The following is a 16,526-nucleotide window of genomic DNA, read 5'->3' as shown; positions in this document are numbered from 1 at the left end:
AGTCTAAGCTTGCTCCATGGTACACAAGAGGGGATGCTCATTTTCTCTTGAGTATGTCGCGACTTGTGCCACCTTCGTCTCTGCTACCTCTGCAGTATACGTGCCACAAATGGCTTTTCCTTCATAATGAACTCTCAACATAACCTGCGTCGCTCGTTCCATATCCATTGAAAAGAACCGAGCAAGTATTTCGATGACAAAGTCCATCGGAGTATAATCATCGTTATTGAGTACCACATGATACATCGCCGGGGGTTTAACCGCGGTTTTCTCTTTCTCCAGTAAGTCAGAGCCTGGAGTAACCCATTCAAAATTTCTACTCATAACCGTCGTATTTCGGAGCGTTTCTCGTTGTATTACTCATTGTTACCCTTTTCATCAGCACAGTAAATAGGCTTTACTGGTGGCTTGCTCAGGTGAAAAACAACCCTTACTTAGAGACTAATCTAGCAATGGTATCGCTGCAAATAAAACATCACTTTTCCAGTTATTCATGGGGTCTAAATGTGTAAAATTCACCCATCACTATGCACCAGATGTCACATTATGCATTGCTATTTGCAAATTAAATTGCATTTCTCCACACTACGTAGCCCAACCGCTTGAGCCTTATTAAGGCTATGGGTAAGTGATACGAGGAGCACCACTATCGCTTCAATCAATAATCGGCTCATTGAGAATATCCACCGTTCAACCTTTCACGACTCCATTGATCTTCATCTAACTCAGCCAATAAGCAGACTTGGTCATCCATTGTTACGTTAATAAAGCGTTCAGTAGATCAACTCCGTTTAAAGGAAACCGATAAACAACAAATTAATCAATAAGCCAGTCGCCATCCTACGCTCAGCACAGCTCATTCGGTATCCATATCACGATGCGAGATGTATTTGATAAAGATGCATTTAATAGCAGGCTAGTTAAGTGATTTACCTATAAAAGTGACGATTTTTATCTCTTTTTACTATTGACTGTACTCAATCATTGGCTACATTGGTCAATTAGTGACTAAAAATTTGGCAGCGGCTAAATGGTTATTCACTCAATAAGAGTTTCGCTGATGGAATAAAAAGCGAAAATTGATACCTAGACGATGGGACATTACCCATAAATAAGGTAAGTGTTAACAACATCAGTAATACAATGCATGAGGGATGTATAGCATGGCTACAGGTACAGTAAAATGGTTCAACAACGCTAAAGGATTTGGTTTTATTTGTCCGGAAGGCGGAAATGAAGACATTTTTGCTCATTATTCAACGATCAAAATGGATGGCTATCGCACATTAAAAGCGGGTCAACAGGTTGCTTATGAAGTGGAACAGGGCCCTAAAGGCTATCATGCAAGTAATGTGGTACCGATTGAAGGCCAACCAAGTAAATAATTCGCTGCCATCTTGTGTCTAAAACTAACCCGCCTTTCGGCGGGTTTTGTTCTTTAAACGCGATCAATGATCTTATTTAATGTTGCACTTGGACGCATCAAGATAGATGCCTTAGTAAAGTCAGGAGCGTAATAGCCACCTAAATCACCAGGAACACCTTGAGCTTGATTAAGTTCTTGAATAATCTGCTGCTCTTGCGCCTTCAATTGCTCAGCAATAGGGGTAAACTCCGCGGCCAGATCACGGTCTTGCTTTTGCTCAGCTAGCGCTTGCGCCCAGTAAGTCGCAAGATAATAATGACTGCCACGGTTATCTAACTCCCCAACTTTACGCGACGGCGATTTGTTATTGTCTAAAAACCGACCTGTCGCCACATCCAAGGTATCAGCCAAGACTTGCGCTTTCGAGTTCCCCGTCACCACACTCAGGTGTTCCAATGAGGCAGCAAGAGCAAGAAACTCACCTAATGAATCCCAACGTAGATGATTCTCTTTCTGTACTTGCTGCACATGTTTTGGCGCAGAGCCACCCGCTCCCGTCTCAAACAGACCACCACCATTCATCAGCGGAACAATAGACAGCATTTTTGCTGAGGTTCCTAATTCAAGAATCGGGAAGAGATCGGTCAGATAATCACGCAATACGTTACCGGTTACAGAGATAGTATCTTTACCCTCTTTCATTCGCGCTAAAGTATAGAGTGTGGCTTGTACCGGCGACATGATTTTGATTTCTAGGCCATTGGTATCATGATCCGGTAAGTATTGCTTCACCTTTTTAATCAGCTCAAGATCATGGGCACGAGCATCATCGAGCCAAAATACAGCAGGAACCCCGGTTGCTCGAGCGCGATTTACTGCTAGTTTGACCCAATCTTGAATTGGCGCATCTTTCACTTGGCACATACGGAAGATATCCCCCGCTTCGACAACCTGCTCAAGCAAGACTTGGCCTGATTGATCAATGACTTGCACAACGCCATCAGCATCAAGGATAAAGGTTTTGTCGTGTGAACCATATTCTTCGGCTTTTTGTGCCATTAAACCAACGTTGGGAACACTACCCATGGTGGTTGGATCAAAAGCGCCATTATCACGACAAAAATCGATCACTGCTTGATAAACTCCTGAATAGCAACGATCTGGAATTAAAGCTTTAGTGTCTTTTTGTTTGCCATCCGGGCCCCACATTTGGCCAGATGAACGGATCATCGCTGGCATGGAAGCATCGACAATGATATCGCTTGGCACATGTAAATTGGTGATTCCACGATCCGAATCAACCATCGCTAACGGTGGTTGAGTTGCATATACCGCCTGAATGGCAGATTCAATCTCTTCGCGTTGTGCTTGAGGTAAGGTCTGAATTTTTGCGTAAACATCGCCTAAACCATTATTGACATCCACACCTAACTGCTCAAACAGCTCACCGTATTTGTTAAAGACCTCTTTGTAATACGCTTTTACTGCATAACCAAAAATGACAGGGTCTGAGACTTTCATCATTGTCGCTTTAAGGTGTAAAGACAGTAAGACATCTTGCTGCTTAGCTTGCGCGATCTCTTTTTCGTAAAACGCCACTAACGCTTTTTTATTCATCACACTGGTATCGATGATTTCTTTATCGAGTAAAGCGAACGGCTTCTTCAAGGTTTTACGAGTACCATCATGAGCAACAAACTCAATCGAAACCTGAGTATCACCATGAATCGTTAACGATGTTTCACTACCAAAGAAATCTTTATCATCCATACTTGCCACATGAGAGCGTGAATCTTTCGACCAAGCGCCCATTGAGTGCGGGTTCTTCTTCGCGTAATTTTTCACTGAAGTCGGTGCACGGCGATCCGAGTTACCTTCGCGCAACACTGGATTCACCGCACTGCCTTTAATTTTATCGTAAGTCGCTTTTATCGCTTCTTCTTCATAGGTGCTCGGCTCAGCCGGATAATCAGGAAGGTGATAGCCTTTATCCTGCAATTCTTTAATCGCGGCTTTCAATTGCGGAATCGACGCTGAAATGTTCGGTAGCTTAATAATATTCGCTTCAGGAGTTTGCGCTAACTGACCTAATTCAGCTAAAGCATCACTGACTCGTTGATTTTCTTTTAAGTGTTCAGGGAAGCTGGCAAGAATACGCCCGGCTAACGAAATATCTCTGGTCTCAACACTGATCCCTGATGATGCCGTAAATGATTGAATAATTGGCAACAATGAATAAGTTGCTAATGCTGGCGCTTCATCAGTGATGGTATAGATGATGGTTGGTTTTTCTGTAGGCATGAACTTTCCCTTTGTTCTAACCGCACTATGGGATGAGATAGTACGATGTGAATGTCCGTGAACAAGCTAGTCTTACATCCTCAAAACTTGGCCACGTTTGTCTCACTATTATAAGGTTAACTCTCACGATGGATGTGCTGGTTGAGTCTCACGGTGAGAAATTCTCTATTGGCTATAATTAAACAAAAACAAGATAATAGTCTATCATTCCGTCGTTCAATCTTGTTTTCAGGCGCGAAAAGCATAGCCTATTTCTGCGTCAGATAAAACATTCAAACACAACTCATTTACATATTTGCAAGGTGCTTAACATGTCATCCCGCTCACGTCGTACGCTTTCCAACTCTTCAACGACCGGCGCACCTGCGCAATTCAAACGCGCCGAACGCCCTAAACGGGCTGAAAAAACCAGCTTCAAGCGAAAGAAAATCACTTCCGTGCCACGAGCTCCTGACGAACGAAAAGTCATCGCCTTTAATAAACCTTACGATACCTTAAGCCAGTTTACTGATGGTCAAGGCCGACAGACTTTGGCTGATTTTATTACGATAAAAGACATTTATGCCGCTGGACGGCTCGATCGTGATAGCGAAGGCTTAATGATCTTAACCAATGATGGCGTATTACAAGCAAAACTGACTCAGCCTAAAGCTAAAGCGCCAAAAACCTATTGGGTGCAAGTTGAAGGACAACCACAAGAAGCCGATTTAGCGCAGTTGCGCCGCGGTGTAACGCTTAAAGATGGCCCGACGTTACCGGCTCAAGTTGAGATTATCGAACCACCACAAGTATGGGAACGCAACCCACCCGTGCGCTTTCGGGCGGCAATCCCCACGACGTGGTTAGCAATTACTATTATTGAGGGCCGCAATCGGCAAGTGCGGCGTATGACTGCCCACATCGGCTTTCCCACTCTACGCCTGATTCGTTATTCAATTGGTAACACTCGTCTAGAAACACTTCAACCCGGTGAGTGGCGTGAAATTCAGCTATAAATAATACGTAGGCCATGCGTCCATCAAAGAGGCATGGCCTAAGTACAATTACTGATGGCGCTGCTTTAATTTATCAATCACATCACTCAAAGCTAAACCTTGATCTTGTAATAACACTAACAGATGATAAATAAGATCCGCCGATTCACTGATCAGCTCCGCCTTATCACCCGTCGCCGCCGCCAGCGCGACTTCAACCCCTTCTTCACCGACCTTCTGTGCAATGCGCTTAGTGCCGCTCGCGTAAAGGCTAGCGGTGTAGGATGACTCAGGAGAGGCAGATTTACGAGCGGCCAACAATTGTTCAAGTTGATGAAGCCAAACCAGTTGTGATTCTTCTTGGCTATCTCCGTCCCAGCAAGTCGTGGTGCCAGTATGACAAGTGGGGCCAATCGGATTGACCTTGACTAACAGAGTATCTTGATCGCAATCGAGGGCCAAATTTCTTAGCTGTAAAACATGGCCTGAGGTTTCCCCTTTGGTCCATAAGCGCTGTTTGGAACGCGAATAAAAAGTCACTTGCTTAGTGGCTAATGTCACTTCAAGGGCTTCTGGATTCATGTAACCCATCATCAACACTTGGCTAGAGTCAAAATCTTGCACAATGGCGGGAATCAGACCATCAACCTTTTGCCAATCAATACGCTCAACCAGCGCTGGCTCGATTTGTTCAGTTTGGCTCATCGTCTTACCTCTATCTGTTGTTGACGTAAATATTGTTTCAACTCGCCAATATTAATGATTTGTTTATGAAATACTGATGCTGCCAGTGCACCATCGACATTCGCCAGTTGAAACGCATCGGCGAAATGCGCCATAGTTCCAGCACCTCCGGATGCAATCAGCGGCACTTGGCACACCGCGCGGATCATTTGCAACTGCTGCAAATCATAGCCATTACGTACCCCATCTTGATTCATCATATTGAGTACGATCTCTCCCGCGCCGCGTTGTTGGACTTCTTGCACCCAATCTTGCGTTTGCCACTGCGTGGCTTTGGTGCGGGCTTCATCACCGGTAAATTGATAGACCTGATATTGTCCCGTTGCCTGATCAAAATAAGAATCTATCCCGACCACAATACACTGCACACCAAATTTGTCCGCTAATTGAGTAATCAAGTTAGGATCAGCTAACGCCGGTGAGTTGATAGAAACTTTATCAGCACCAAACTCTAAGATCCGTGCGGCATCTTGCGCACTTTTAATGCCGCCAGCGACGCAAAAAGGGATGTCGATAACTTCAGCAACTCTGGCGACCCAGCTTTTATCCACCACCCGTCCATCGCTGGAGGCGGTGATATCATAAAAAACTAACTCATCGGCACCTTCTTGTGCGTAACGCTGAGCGAGTGGCACGATATCACCAATAATCTCATGGTTACGAAACTGGACCCCTTTCACGACTTGCCCATCACGTACATCTAAACAAGGAATTATGCGCTTTGCCAACATGAAAATGCCTCCTGAGCGGTAAATTTACCATCCAATAACGCTCGACCGACAATCACACCCGCCACACCACTGCCTTTAAGTGCAGCAATATCAGCGAGGGTGCCAATGCCCCCAGAAGATTGAAACTGCACCTGCGGATAGCGCTGACACAAATCGATATACAACTCGACGTTGGAGCCATTCAAGGTGCCATCGCGGGCAATATCAGTACACAATACGTGCTGCAAGCCAACGGTGAGATAATCGTCTAATAGTGCTTCAATCGTCACTCCAGAATCTTCTTGCCAGCCAGACACCGCCACTCGGCGCACGCCCTCTGGGTCAATATTGATATCCAGAGCAAGGACGATTTGCTCTGCACCATACTTTTCCATCCACTGTTTGACCAACTGCGGCTGCTTAACCGCTGTTGAGCCGATGACCACACGCTGCGCTCCAGCCGCCAGTAAATCAATTACATCTTGCTCACTGCGTACTCCTCCACCAATTTGGATCTTGGCAGGTGTACTTGCTAATAGTTGACTAATAAGCTCAAGCTGCCGTGCTGAGGTATCTTTTGCGCCGGTTAAATCCACCAAGTGCAGCCAATTGGCACCAGCTTGGTGATATAAATTAAATTGCTCAGCGGGGTCCACTTTGTATTCGGTCACTTGGCCGTAATCGCCTTGGTAGAGGCGTACCACCTGACCATCTATTAAATCTAATGCGGGAATAATCATCACTTATCCTTAATGCTGGCTGAGTCCATCGACTAAGCCGCGATCCTTAACCATTCAAACTTACAGTTTCAAAAAATTATCAATCAGTTTTGCACCCACTTTTGACGAGCGCTCAGGGTGAAACTGCACACCGTAATAATTACCCTGTTGAATGGCGGCGCTAAACGGCTGTCCGTAATCACATTGCGCAATGGTGTAATCACCGACTGGAATGGCAAAGCTGTGCACAAAATAGAAATACTCATCAGGATCAATACCCGCAAATAACGGATTGCCTTGCTGAGCGGTCACAGTATTCCAGCCCATATGAGGCAATGGTAAAGCTTCAGTTTGCATACGCTGCACATCGCCATTCACTAAACCAAGACAATCCACCGGCTGCTGCGCTTGTTGGCCATGCTCTTGTGAGCGTCTGCCCATCAATTGCATCCCTAGGCAAATCCCGAGAACCGGTTGCTCAAGACGCTGGATCAATTCCACCAATTGTCTCTGCTTGAGGTTATGCATCGCTTCGCTCGCGGTGCCCACACCAGGTAGAAACAGCTTATCCGCGGCAAGGATCACCTCTGGTCGGTGCGATAAAGTGACATCGTAACCGAGCCGTTGAATCGCAAACCGTACTGAAGCGATATTGGCGCATCCCGTATCAATAATGACCACCTTAGGCTTCATCACAATACTCCTTTGCTGCTTGGTAACTCATTACCTTGCACTTGAATCGCTTGGCGAAGTGTACGACCAAAGGCTTTAAACAAGCTTTCAATAATGTGATGATCGTTGTCACCATTGGAAGATAAATGCAAAGTGCACGCTAAGGTATCCGTGAGAGAGCGGAAGAAGTGGTAGACCATTTCCGTGGACAAATCCCCCACTTGCTCACGGCTAAATTGCGCGTCAAATTTAAGATAAGGACGACCCGATAAATCTAAAGCGCATTGTGCTAAACATTCATCCATCGGTAAGCTAAAACCAAAACGGCCAATGCCTCGCTTATCACCTAAGGCTTCTCTTAACGCTTGGCCTAATGCCAAAGCAGTATCTTCGACTGTGTGGTGATCATCAATATGCAGATCGCCCTTAACGGTTAATTTGAGTTGAAACCCACCGTGGGTAGCAATTTGATCCAGCATGTGATCAAAAAAACCTAAGCCAGTTTCAATCTGATTGCCGCCTGTTTCATCGAGATTAACCGCCACTTGGATGTCAGTTTCTTTGGTTTTACGTACTACCTGAGCGGTGCGCGCTTTGACGGTTAATTGCTTGACTATCTGCCGCCAATTACAATTTTGTGGGTGATATTGAATCCCTTGCAGCGCCATATTTTCTGCCAATTGCAGATCGGTCACTCGATCGCCAATCACCGCTGAATGTTTAAAATCGATCTGGCCACTTTGCAAATAAGACTTCACCAAGCCCAATTTAGGTTTCCGACAGGCACAATTATCTTGTTCAAAATGCGGACAAATCAGCACCTCATCAAATGTCACGCCTTGGGATTGAAAAATCTCCATCATCATCGTATGCGGCGCATCAAAATCTGCTTGCGGATAACTGTCGGTGCCAAGACCATCTTGATTGGTAACCATCACCAAGCGATAACCCGCCTCTTGAAGCGCCAATAGGCTTGGTATCACATCAGGCTCAAACTTAAGTTTATCTAAGCGATCCACTTGAAAATCGACCGGAGGCTCAACAATTAAGGTGCCATCGCGGTCAATAAAGAGAATTTTTTGTTGTATGCTCACAGGAATATCCTTTTCTTATTTTGCATTCAAGATCATTGAAGCTTGATGCCCGTTAATGCCACTTATTGGTAATAATTACGCACAAAGGCGACGACTTTTTCGCACTCTTCTCGATTGCCGACAGAAATTCGCACCGCATTATCGATGGGCGAATTACGCAGAATCATTCCATGCTCCCAAGCCGCTTTAAACAGCGCATCACCATCGGGAAACTTAACCAATAGGTAATTACCCCAGCCTTCAAATACCTCGACACCGGACACCATTTGCAAACCGACTTGTAAATAAGCGCGGTTAGCATTGAGATCCAAAACCTGAAACTTCGTACGCGCTAAACCTGATGGAGATAGAGCTTGCAAAGCAATATCCGCCACTGGAACCGGAACCGGATAAGGGGCAATCACTTTAAGTAACAGATTAATGATCGCTGGGCTTGCCAAGGTAAAACCACAGCGTAAGCCAGCCAATGCAAATGCTTTCGATAAGGTGCGTAAAATGGCAAGATTAGGATAGGTTTGCAGCAAATCGACCGTTGACGCTTCAGGACAAAAATCGATATAGGCTTCGTCCATCACCACAATGGCTCTATCTTGGGTCATTTCTAATAGAGCGATGATGTCTTCACGCCGAATAAGGTTGCCAGTCGGGTTATTCGGGCTGCACACAAAGACTAGTTTCACCTGCTCAAGGTTGGCCTCAATCGCGGGTAAATCGAGTTGCCAATCTGCGCTAAGCGGAACCTGTTTACGCGCCACCCCAAAGGTTTCAGCGCTGATAGCGTACATGCCATAAGTCGGCGGACAATAAAGAATCGCATCTTGATTCGGCTCGCAAAATGCGCGGATCAACAATTCGATACTCTCATCGGCACCGCGTGAGGTCAGCACTTGCTGAGCCTCAACACCGGCATAATCGGCATAGGCTTGAATCAACCCTTGCGGTTGACAATCACTGTAGCGATTAAGACGAGCGAAATCGGTTTTATAGTGATTATCGAATGGTGATTCGTTGGCATTCAACCATACATCACCACTGCCACCAATGCGACGGGCAGATAAATAAGGCGTCAAAGCCTGAACTTGTTTTCGAGCCAATTTTTCCATCAGTTTTTCGCCTCTTGTAATTTCTCTATACGGATCGTGACCGCACGTCGGTGAGCATCTAATCCTTCCGCGTTAGCCATGGCAACGACTGTCGGTGCTAATGCTTTTAAACCATCCGCTGTCAGCTCTTGGACTGTCATACGCTTAGTAAAATCCGCTAAACCTAAACTTGAATAAGTTCTAGTGGAGCCGTAGGTTGGCAGCACATGATTGGTACCTGATGCGTAATCTCCGACCGATTCTGGTGACCAATTGCCTAAAAATATCGATCCAGCGTTATCCAGCAGTGGTACTAATTCACGGGGATTTTTGGTCTGAACAATCAAATGCTCTGGACCGTAATAGTTAGAGATCGCCACCGCTTGGGTCAGCGAATCAGCAATAATGATTAAACTTGACGCTAACGCCTGCTGAGCAATGTCAGAGCGAGTCAGACTCTTCAATTGGCGTTGCACAGCATCAGTTACCCGATCGGCAATCATTGGCGATGGCGTCACTAGCACCACTTGTGAGTCAGGCCCATGCTCGGCCTGACTGAGTAAATCAGCGGCAATAAATTCAGCGTCTGCGGTTTCATCAGCGATGACCAACACTTCCGATGGGCCGGCAGGCATATCCATTGCCGCTCCTTGAAAATCATTGCTCACTTGTCGCTTAGCTTCGGTCACATAAGCATTACCAGGACCAAAGATTTTATCCACTTTAGCCACGGTTTCGGTGCCATACGCCATGGCCGCAATCGCTTGAGCGCCGCCCACGTTATACACCTCATCGATATGGCATAATTTGGCAACATAGAGAATTTCATCGGCAATCGGTGGTGGTGAACAAAGCACGACTTTCCGACAGCCTGCAATTTGCGCCGGAACGCCAAGCATTAATACCGTTGAAGGTAACGGCGCACTGCCACCAGGAATGTATAAGCCTACTTTATTAATGGCACGAGTCACTTGCTCACAAACGACACCGGGCATGGTTTCCACTTTCAATGGTTGTGGTTTTTGCGCCTTATGGAATTTGGCTATGTTACTGTACGCTTGCTGCAGAGCTTGCTTCATCTCGGCGGACAAACGCTCACTCGCGGCGTCAATCTCTGCTTGTGAAATACGTAGACTATCAGGTTTCACACGATCAAACTTTTCCGTCAGTGCCAGCAACGCCGCATCACCATCACGGCGAACTTGGCTGATCAACTCTTGTACCGTGGCGGTAATATTGACTCCTGCGCTTATCGCTGGACGCTCTAAAACCGATTCTTGCTGAGTTTCACTCAGTGATGGCCAAACAACCGTTCTCATTTCCTTACTCCATCATTTTTTCAATAGGTAACACAAGGATAGAACTGGCTCCCAAAGCTTTGAGCTGCTCCATGGTTTCCCAAAATAAGTTCTCCGAACTCACCAAATGCACCGCCACTTTGCTTTTATCTGCTGACAGTGGTAGTACCGTTGGGTCTTCAGCACCCGGTAATAGCGCGGTAATTTTGCAGAGCTGCTCAACGGGAGCGTGTAACATGATGTATTTTGATTCTTTGGCTTGTTGCACGCCGTGCATACGGGTCAGCAATTTATCGATCAATGCCGCTTTATCGGCCGAGAAATCACCTGAACGTTGAATAAGCATGGCTTTGGATTGGAAGATCACTTCCACCTCTTTTAAACCGTTTGCTTCTAAGGTGGCCCCTGTTGAAACTAAATCGGCGATCGCATCAGCAAGACCAGCGCGAGGAGCGACCTCCACTGAGCCAGTTAACATACAGGTACTAAAATCGATTCCCTGTTCATCCATATAGGCTTTGAGTAATTGCGGATAAGTCGTCGCGATCCGTTTACCTTTCAAGTCTTGCGGGCTAGTGTAGGTTTGATCTTTATCCATGGCGATTGACAGACGACAGCCACCAAAGTCCATCCGACGGAGGCTGACAAATTGACTGGGCTGATTCAGCGCGCGGCGATCTAAGCGAGTCTCTTCGAGGACATTCTCACCGACAAACCCGAGATCTACCACACCATCCATAATTAATCCGGGAATATCGTCATCTCGAACGAGCAGGAGATCAATTGGCATATTCAGTGAGTGAACCACGAGTCGCTCACCCATAATGTTGAATTTCACTCCACATTTTTTCAATAAATCTTGGCACTCTTGACTTAAGCGACCTTTCTTCTGGATAGCAATTCTTAGGCGTTGTGTTGGCATTCGTTCATTCCTTTGTTATTTATCGCGTTAAAATCAAACCGTAAAAAAACCCTTGGAAGAGTGCTCTCCCAAGGGTTTAAAATCTAAATATACTTTTGATTTAACCACCGGGAGCGTCCTGCCTCCCGGGTATGCGTACACCTCCCGAAAGACTGGCTAGGGATGATGATGGTGATGAATATTCATTACAAAATTACGCATACTGATTTATCTTTCTATGGTTTAATTCGACTGTTTTCAACACTAACTAAGCTTGAGCATTTTTGCAACTGCAAATTACAAATTTTGCCAATTTACTGCTAATGCACAATGCTAACGGACTATTCTGGCTTTAGATAGCCACGATAACATCAAACAAACACCAATAAACACTACGCTTGAGGCTGCTAAAGAGGCCAATACCGACGCAGTCATGCCTAATACCACAAAACCAATCGCAGAAATAAACGCCACCGATAATGAATAAGGTAATTGTGTCGCAACGTGATCAATATGATTACAACGAGCCCCTGTTGACGAGAGAATGGTTGTATCTGAAATCGGTGAACAATGGTCACCAAACACCGCTCCGGCCAATACCGCACTCAGCATCGGTAGCATTAAGGCGATCTCGGTCGCTGCCGCCATATCGCCTGCAATGGGTAACATGATGCCAAAAGTACCCCATGACGTTCCGGTTGAAAATGCCATCACACCGGATAATAAAAATAAGATCACCGGTAACCAATGCGGATTGATATTACCTTGTACTAATGAAGATAGGTAAGCCCCTGTTTTCATATCACCGATGACGGAACCGATTGTCCAAGCAAAGATAAGGATCAAAATGGCACCAAACATGGAACGAGCACCAATCCACATCGTCATTAGTGTGTCACGTAATGGCATTTTTTGTTTGAATACCGTTACTAATGCCGCCAATAATCCCGTGGAGCCACCATAAACTAATGAGGTGCCTACATCAGTATTTTCAAATGCACCGAGAATACTAAAATCAATCCCCTCACCAGATAAAGCTTGGCCACCAGTAAACAGCATGGCACCAATGGTAGCGATAATCAGCAGAACAATCGGCAAGACCAGATCCAATACTTTACCGTTCTGACCTTCTGGAATATCAAGCTCTTCATTCAACTGATGAGCAACGGGGCTATCATTATCTTGATCGTTATCAAAACCTCGACCTTGCGATGCATTAATTTCATGACGACGCATCGGGCCAATATCCATTTGGAACCATACGACGGCAAAGACCATAAGCAGGGCAAAAATCGCGTAAAAGTTCATCGGAACAAGGCGTAAATAAGCCCCTAGAGGTGAATAATCGGTAATACCATGAGAAACCAAAATACCGCCAATAATCGTCATTATATACGCGCCCCAGCTAGAAGCAGGCATGACAACGCACATGGGTGCGGCAGTAGAGTCTAAGATATAAGCCAGTTTGGCACGTGATACATAAAAACGATCCGTGACTGGTCTTGAAATTGAGCCGACGGCTAAACTATTAAAATAGTCATCAACAAAAATAAACACTCCCAGAAAAGCAGCGAGTAATTTAGCACCGCGTTTGCTTTTTACGCGAACTTGCGCCCACTCGGCAAATGCACGAGTACCACCGGATAAGGTAAGCAGTGCGGTCATCATGCCTAACAATAATAAAAAGCCAACAATACTCATGTTCCAAGTATTGATACCACCATCAGCAATAAACACACTGAATACTTGACCACTGGTATAAGAAAACGCGTCAGTGACTGAATAGTTAGCCAGCAGTAAAGCGCCAATTAAGATACCAACACCAAGAGACAACAGTACTCGGCGGGTAATAATTGCTAAGCCCAATGCCACCAGCGGGGGTAACAAAGACAAAGGCGAGGAAGCAAAATCAATTACATTCATGATCTTCAAAAACCAATAATAAATGGCAAGAGATCTACTGCAGACAAACTGGACGACACTCGTCATCACAGCTTATGTTGAACTAAGCGAAAGGGAAGCGAACACTTCACCCAACCCTACAGTAGCGCTCCATAGTTTAACAACACAGTACCGAGCTTTACTTGGATTATGCTCTCCAACGTATACGATACTTAGACTATGGCAGTGTTGTCCCTATTCGATAACAACCCCAGCAAGCCGTGTTGATCGACGACTTACTTCGGCGGTAAGGCCTTTCACTTGGATTCATTGGCATCACCCCAATCCTAGTTACTTTTCAATACCGCACCTCTACATCGAGAAATCAACTTACTTAACTCTCTTAAGTAACCCATGACTCTCGCATTAGGTCATCGCATTGTACTTATCATCTTTGTCAATGCAACCCATAGTGAAGTTTAATTCCTTTCGATGCTCTATAAGTTGCACTCATGTGTCCGTTTCGCAATAAATGGATTATTTCATGGCTAAATCAGCCCGATTTTAAAATTAACACCGACGAACGTTGATAGCTGCAGGATGATTATGCAATGAATATCACTAAACATAGTCGGTAAGCTTGAAAAAACTGCGCTTATGTTTAACGTAATGTTCAAATATGGTCATATTTATGGGCTATCCTATAAACGAATAATATTAATCTTCGGTTTGTTAATCTTTTTTTACGCAATATTCGTGTTATTATCACATTCCAATATTGCTAGAATAAATAACTAGGTTTAATATCAACTGGTAAACCATTTTAATCTCACAGGAAACAGTAATGTCTGAACTAACTAAAACGCTATTAAATATTCGTAGCCTACGTGCATATGCTCGTGATTTAACTCTAGAACAACTTGAAGAAGCACTTGATAAATTAACGACTGTCGTTCAAGAGCGTAAAGAGCTTGAAGAACAAGAAAAAGCAGCACTGGCAGAACAAGAAGCTAAGCTCTCAGCAATTGCTGAGCAAATAGCTAAAGAAGGTATCGATGTGAGTGCTTTAATTTCTGCTCTTGCTGGCGAAACCAAAACTAAAGCAAAAAGCAAACAAGGCAAACGTGCACCACGCCCAGCCAAGTACAAATATATGGACAATGGCGTAGAAAAAACCTGGACAGGCCAAGGCCGTACACCTTTAGCGATCCAAAAAGCGTTGGATGAAGGTAAATCATTAGAAGAGTTTGCTATTTAACTCTTTTATTTCCTCTCTACTTAATTAACGGCTCGGTATTTATTCGATACTTACCGCATCAATCAACCTTGAGGTATCACGCTCGATTAATGAGCATTCCGTTAACAAGAGAGGTTTATCTGTTATTCAATAAAGGCTCCGATTAGGAGCCTTTATTATTGTGCGCATCAAATAATCAGCCGCTGTATGTTCACTGTTTTTATCGTTCCCAGTAGGCTTCTTCTAAACTGTCTTCTCGCTCAGGTAATCCACGAGATAGACGGGGTGAATGTTGTACTAATACCTCATAACTGGCTCGATTAGAATATTTACATACCTGAGAGAAAGAAGAGTACGTTAAAAATGGATACTGGTGCTTGCTAGAATTAGGTACGTTTTCTTTATGGTACTTATTCGCAGCCATATCGTGTAATAAAGCCGACAGTGCAGCATCGCCAGCACCATTGGTATTTTTAATTTTTTCAGGGCCGCCCATATATGGCGAAATATGCGAATAAACTCGGATAGGATTTTCACAACCAAGACGGCTGGTTGGTCGACTAAACTCATAACGGTTAAATTCAGCAATGGAGCCTGGTAATAAAGGGAGAGAAGTTTCACGTTTCGCTGAATCCTCTGTATAACCAGCCATAAATAAACCCACTGGACCAGCAGTACACAGCACCAAATCCACCCAGTCTAATGCTTTATCAGAAGCAGCCAGTGGATCTTGCTCTCCGGTTAATGCCTCAGCTTCGTCTTCATTCATGGCTAACACGGTGACGTGGTCATGTAAAAAGCGTTGCCAAAATTCGGGATCATCTTGAATAACAAATTTAGTCCCTAGAGTTAATACCACAGGCACATCGTATTTCTTAGCATACTCAATCGCTCTCATTGTTGCATGAGGCATAGGGTCGCCCGTCTTACAACGGACTAAATAAGCAGTAATAACTAAAGCAGAAGCGGTACGAAAAATTTTCTCTGGGATATTATCTGGGCTTAATTGATTCATTTGACCTTCACTTATCGCAAAGGTACGTTCACCATCTTCGGTAATTAAGGCAAAACAGCGGCCAATCGCACCGTCGACACCTTGTAAATAATTCAGGTCAACACGACTAGAAGTATTACAAAGGTAACGATAACCATAGCTACCTATCTTAATATCTTGGCTCATCACACCTAATAAGGTCGAGCGATCGTCGGCCAGTACCGAATAGTTATGTAGTGTATTACCGATCGTCCCACCAGCATATTCACTACTAATTAATTGATTACTTTTTAATTCCTGATAAAGCGCTTCTGCTGCTTCATCATTAATCACCAAAGAGTGGCCTTTACTGAGTCCATAACGTTCAATCAACTCAGAATCGACTTTAGCTTCAATGTCGACCAAAGTTTGATCAATTCCAATAATATGAGTGCGGGACATTTTCTTATTTTCTTGAGCTTGGATCACCAATGGATCGCGAGCATGAACAGGAAAATAATGTTTAGATTTGCGTTGGCCAGGAAATTTCATAGCGTCAATTCGGCTTGGGAAT

At 44.7% G+C, this 16,526-nt stretch carries 15 protein-coding genes, 1 riboswitch and 1 other annotated feature; of the genes, 3 read left to right on the top strand and 12 right to left on the bottom strand.

Annotation, left to right across the window (positions count from 1 at the left end; all coding sequences use genetic code 11):
• Positions 1-3: 3 nt before the first annotated feature.
• Positions 4-324, bottom strand: coding sequence for an ATP-dependent Clp protease adapter ClpS (clpS, locus tag AACS00_RS05275; RefSeq protein ID WP_040904233.1), 321 nt, complete (start codon positions 322-324; stop codon positions 4-6).
• 839 nt (positions 325-1,163) lie between these two features.
• On the opposite strand from clpS, the gene cspD reads away from it, so the two are divergent.
• Positions 1,164-1,385, top strand: a complete 222-nt coding sequence (gene cspD / locus AACS00_RS05270) for a cold shock domain-containing protein CspD (protein WP_004395077.1) — start codon at positions 1,164-1,166, stop codon at positions 1,383-1,385.
• Positions 1,386-1,438: 53 nt separating this feature from the next.
• Here the strand turns inward: cspD and AACS00_RS05265 are convergent, their stop codons facing one another.
• Positions 1,439-3,667, bottom strand: a complete 2,229-nt coding sequence (locus tag AACS00_RS05265) for an NADP-dependent isocitrate dehydrogenase (protein ID WP_110166713.1) — start codon at positions 3,665-3,667, stop codon at positions 1,439-1,441.
• Positions 3,668-3,978: 311 nt separating this feature from the next.
• On the opposite strand from AACS00_RS05265, the gene AACS00_RS05260 reads away from it, so the two are divergent.
• Positions 3,979-4,662: a pseudouridine synthase gene (locus AACS00_RS05260; RefSeq protein ID WP_219968397.1), complete on the top strand. Its 684-nt coding sequence runs from the start codon at positions 3,979-3,981 to the stop codon at positions 4,660-4,662.
• Positions 4,663-4,710: 48 nt separating this feature from the next.
• Here the strand turns inward: AACS00_RS05260 and hisIE are convergent, their stop codons facing one another.
• The 9 genes from hisIE to AACS00_RS05215 all read right to left on the bottom strand — a co-directional run bounded on the left by hisIE (position 4,711) and on the right by AACS00_RS05215 (position 13,784).
• Entirely contained in the window at positions 4,711-5,346 is a 636-nt protein-coding gene (hisIE, locus tag AACS00_RS05255) for a bifunctional phosphoribosyl-AMP cyclohydrolase/phosphoribosyl-ATP diphosphatase HisIE (RefSeq protein WP_110166711.1), read from the bottom strand.
• Positions 5,343-6,116, bottom strand: coding sequence for an imidazole glycerol phosphate synthase subunit HisF (gene hisF, locus AACS00_RS05250; RefSeq protein ID WP_110166710.1), 774 nt, complete (start codon positions 6,114-6,116; stop codon positions 5,343-5,345). Before hisF ends, hisIE begins: the two co-directional genes overlap by 4 nt.
• The gene (gene hisA / locus AACS00_RS05245) at positions 6,098-6,835 is read right to left on the bottom strand and encodes a 1-(5-phosphoribosyl)-5-[(5-phosphoribosylamino)methylideneamino]imidazole-4-carboxamide isomerase (RefSeq protein WP_110166709.1); all 738 of its coding nucleotides are present in this window, start codon (positions 6,833-6,835) and stop codon (positions 6,098-6,100) included. The genes hisF and hisA overlap by 19 nt, the downstream gene beginning before the upstream one ends.
• Positions 6,836-6,895: 60 nt before the next feature.
• Positions 6,896-7,507 (bottom strand): imidazole glycerol phosphate synthase subunit HisH, encoded by a 612-nt coding sequence (gene hisH / locus AACS00_RS05240; RefSeq protein ID WP_110166708.1) that lies wholly within the window; start codon positions 7,505-7,507, stop codon positions 6,896-6,898.
• Complete coding sequence (gene hisB / locus AACS00_RS05235) at positions 7,507-8,580, bottom strand: bifunctional histidinol-phosphatase/imidazoleglycerol-phosphate dehydratase HisB (RefSeq protein ID WP_072669590.1); 1,074 nt, start codon at positions 8,578-8,580, stop codon at positions 7,507-7,509. Before hisB ends, hisH begins: the two co-directional genes overlap by 1 nt.
• Positions 8,581-8,642: 62 nt before the next feature.
• A complete protein-coding gene (hisC, locus tag AACS00_RS05230) occupies positions 8,643-9,683 on the bottom strand; it encodes a histidinol-phosphate transaminase (protein ID WP_072669591.1) in 1,041 nt (346 codons plus the stop codon).
• Positions 9,683-10,981 carry a histidinol dehydrogenase gene (gene hisD, locus AACS00_RS05225; RefSeq protein ID WP_072669592.1) on the bottom strand — a complete coding sequence of 433 codons (1,299 nt, stop codon included), beginning with the start codon at positions 10,979-10,981 and terminating at the stop codon, positions 9,683-9,685. Before hisD ends, hisC begins: the two co-directional genes overlap by 1 nt.
• A 4-nt stretch (positions 10,982-10,985) precedes the next feature.
• The gene (hisG, locus tag AACS00_RS05220; protein ID WP_072669593.1) at positions 10,986-11,882 is read right to left on the bottom strand and encodes an ATP phosphoribosyltransferase; all 897 of its coding nucleotides are present in this window, start codon (positions 11,880-11,882) and stop codon (positions 10,986-10,988) included.
• 40 nt (positions 11,883-11,922) lie between these two features.
• Positions 11,923-12,060, bottom strand: a sequence feature (His leader region).
• A 134-nt stretch (positions 12,061-12,194) separates the two neighbouring features.
• Entirely contained in the window at positions 12,195-13,784 is a 1,590-nt protein-coding gene (locus AACS00_RS05215; protein ID WP_072669594.1) for a Na+/H+ antiporter NhaC family protein, read from the bottom strand.
• Positions 13,785-13,898: 114 nt separating this feature from the next.
• Positions 13,899-14,125: riboswitch (Lysine riboswitch) on the bottom strand.
• A gap of 461 nt (positions 14,126-14,586) precedes the next feature.
• On the opposite strand from AACS00_RS05215, the gene AACS00_RS05210 reads away from it, so the two are divergent.
• Positions 14,587-15,000 carry an H-NS family histone-like protein gene (locus tag AACS00_RS05210; RefSeq protein ID WP_072669595.1) on the top strand — a complete coding sequence of 138 codons (414 nt, stop codon included), beginning with the start codon at positions 14,587-14,589 and terminating at the stop codon, positions 14,998-15,000.
• Between the two features lie 199 nt (positions 15,001-15,199).
• On the opposite strand, the gene AACS00_RS05205 is transcribed toward AACS00_RS05210, so the two are convergent.
• A complete protein-coding gene (locus AACS00_RS05205; RefSeq protein ID WP_072669596.1) occupies positions 15,200-16,504 on the bottom strand; it encodes an inosine/guanosine kinase in 1,305 nt (434 codons plus the stop codon).
• Between the last annotated feature and the right edge of the window lie 22 nt (positions 16,505-16,526).

The organism is Vibrio sp. 11986-1-5, assembly GCF_963878025.1.
GTDB lineage: Bacteria > Pseudomonadota > Gammaproteobacteria > Enterobacterales > Vibrionaceae > Vibrio > Vibrio injensis.
This window is presented reverse-complemented; position numbering and strand designations above follow the sequence as displayed.

Excerpts from the sequence above, each read along its gene's own strand:
- clpS (WP_040904233.1), bottom strand. The coding sequence starts at position 324 with ATGAGTAGAAATTTTGAATGGGTTACTCCAGGCTCTGACTTACTGGAG.
- cspD (WP_004395077.1), top strand. The coding sequence starts at position 1,164 with ATGGCTACAGGTACAGTAAAATGGTTCAACAACGCTAAAGGATTTGGT.
- AACS00_RS05260 (WP_219968397.1), top strand. The coding sequence starts at position 3,979 with ATGTCATCCCGCTCACGTCGTACGCTTTCCAACTCTTCAACGACCGGC.
- hisIE (WP_110166711.1), bottom strand. The coding sequence starts at position 5,346 with ATGAGCCAAACTGAACAAATCGAGCCAGCGCTGGTTGAGCGTATTGAT.
- AACS00_RS05265 (WP_110166713.1), bottom strand. The coding sequence starts at position 3,667 with ATGCCTACAGAAAAACCAACCATCATCTATACCATCACTGATGAAGCG.
- hisD (WP_072669592.1), bottom strand. The coding sequence starts at position 10,981 with ATGAGAACGGTTGTTTGGCCATCACTGAGTGAAACTCAGCAAGAATCG.
- AACS00_RS05210 (WP_072669595.1), top strand. The coding sequence starts at position 14,587 with ATGTCTGAACTAACTAAAACGCTATTAAATATTCGTAGCCTACGTGCA.
- hisH (WP_110166708.1), bottom strand. The coding sequence starts at position 7,507 with ATGAAGCCTAAGGTGGTCATTATTGATACGGGATGCGCCAATATCGCT.
- AACS00_RS05205 (WP_072669596.1), bottom strand. The coding sequence starts at position 16,504 with ATGAAATTTCCTGGCCAACGCAAATCTAAACATTATTTTCCTGTTCAT.
- AACS00_RS05215 (WP_072669594.1), bottom strand. The coding sequence starts at position 13,784 with ATGAATGTAATTGATTTTGCTTCCTCGCCTTTGTCTTTGTTACCCCCG.
- hisF (WP_110166710.1), bottom strand. The coding sequence starts at position 6,116 with ATGTTGGCAAAGCGCATAATTCCTTGTTTAGATGTACGTGATGGGCAA.
- hisC (WP_072669591.1), bottom strand. The coding sequence starts at position 9,683 with ATGGAAAAATTGGCTCGAAAACAAGTTCAGGCTTTGACGCCTTATTTA.
- hisG (WP_072669593.1), bottom strand. The coding sequence starts at position 11,882 with ATGCCAACACAACGCCTAAGAATTGCTATCCAGAAGAAAGGTCGCTTA.
- hisA (WP_110166709.1), bottom strand. The coding sequence starts at position 6,835 with ATGATTATTCCCGCATTAGATTTAATAGATGGTCAGGTGGTACGCCTC.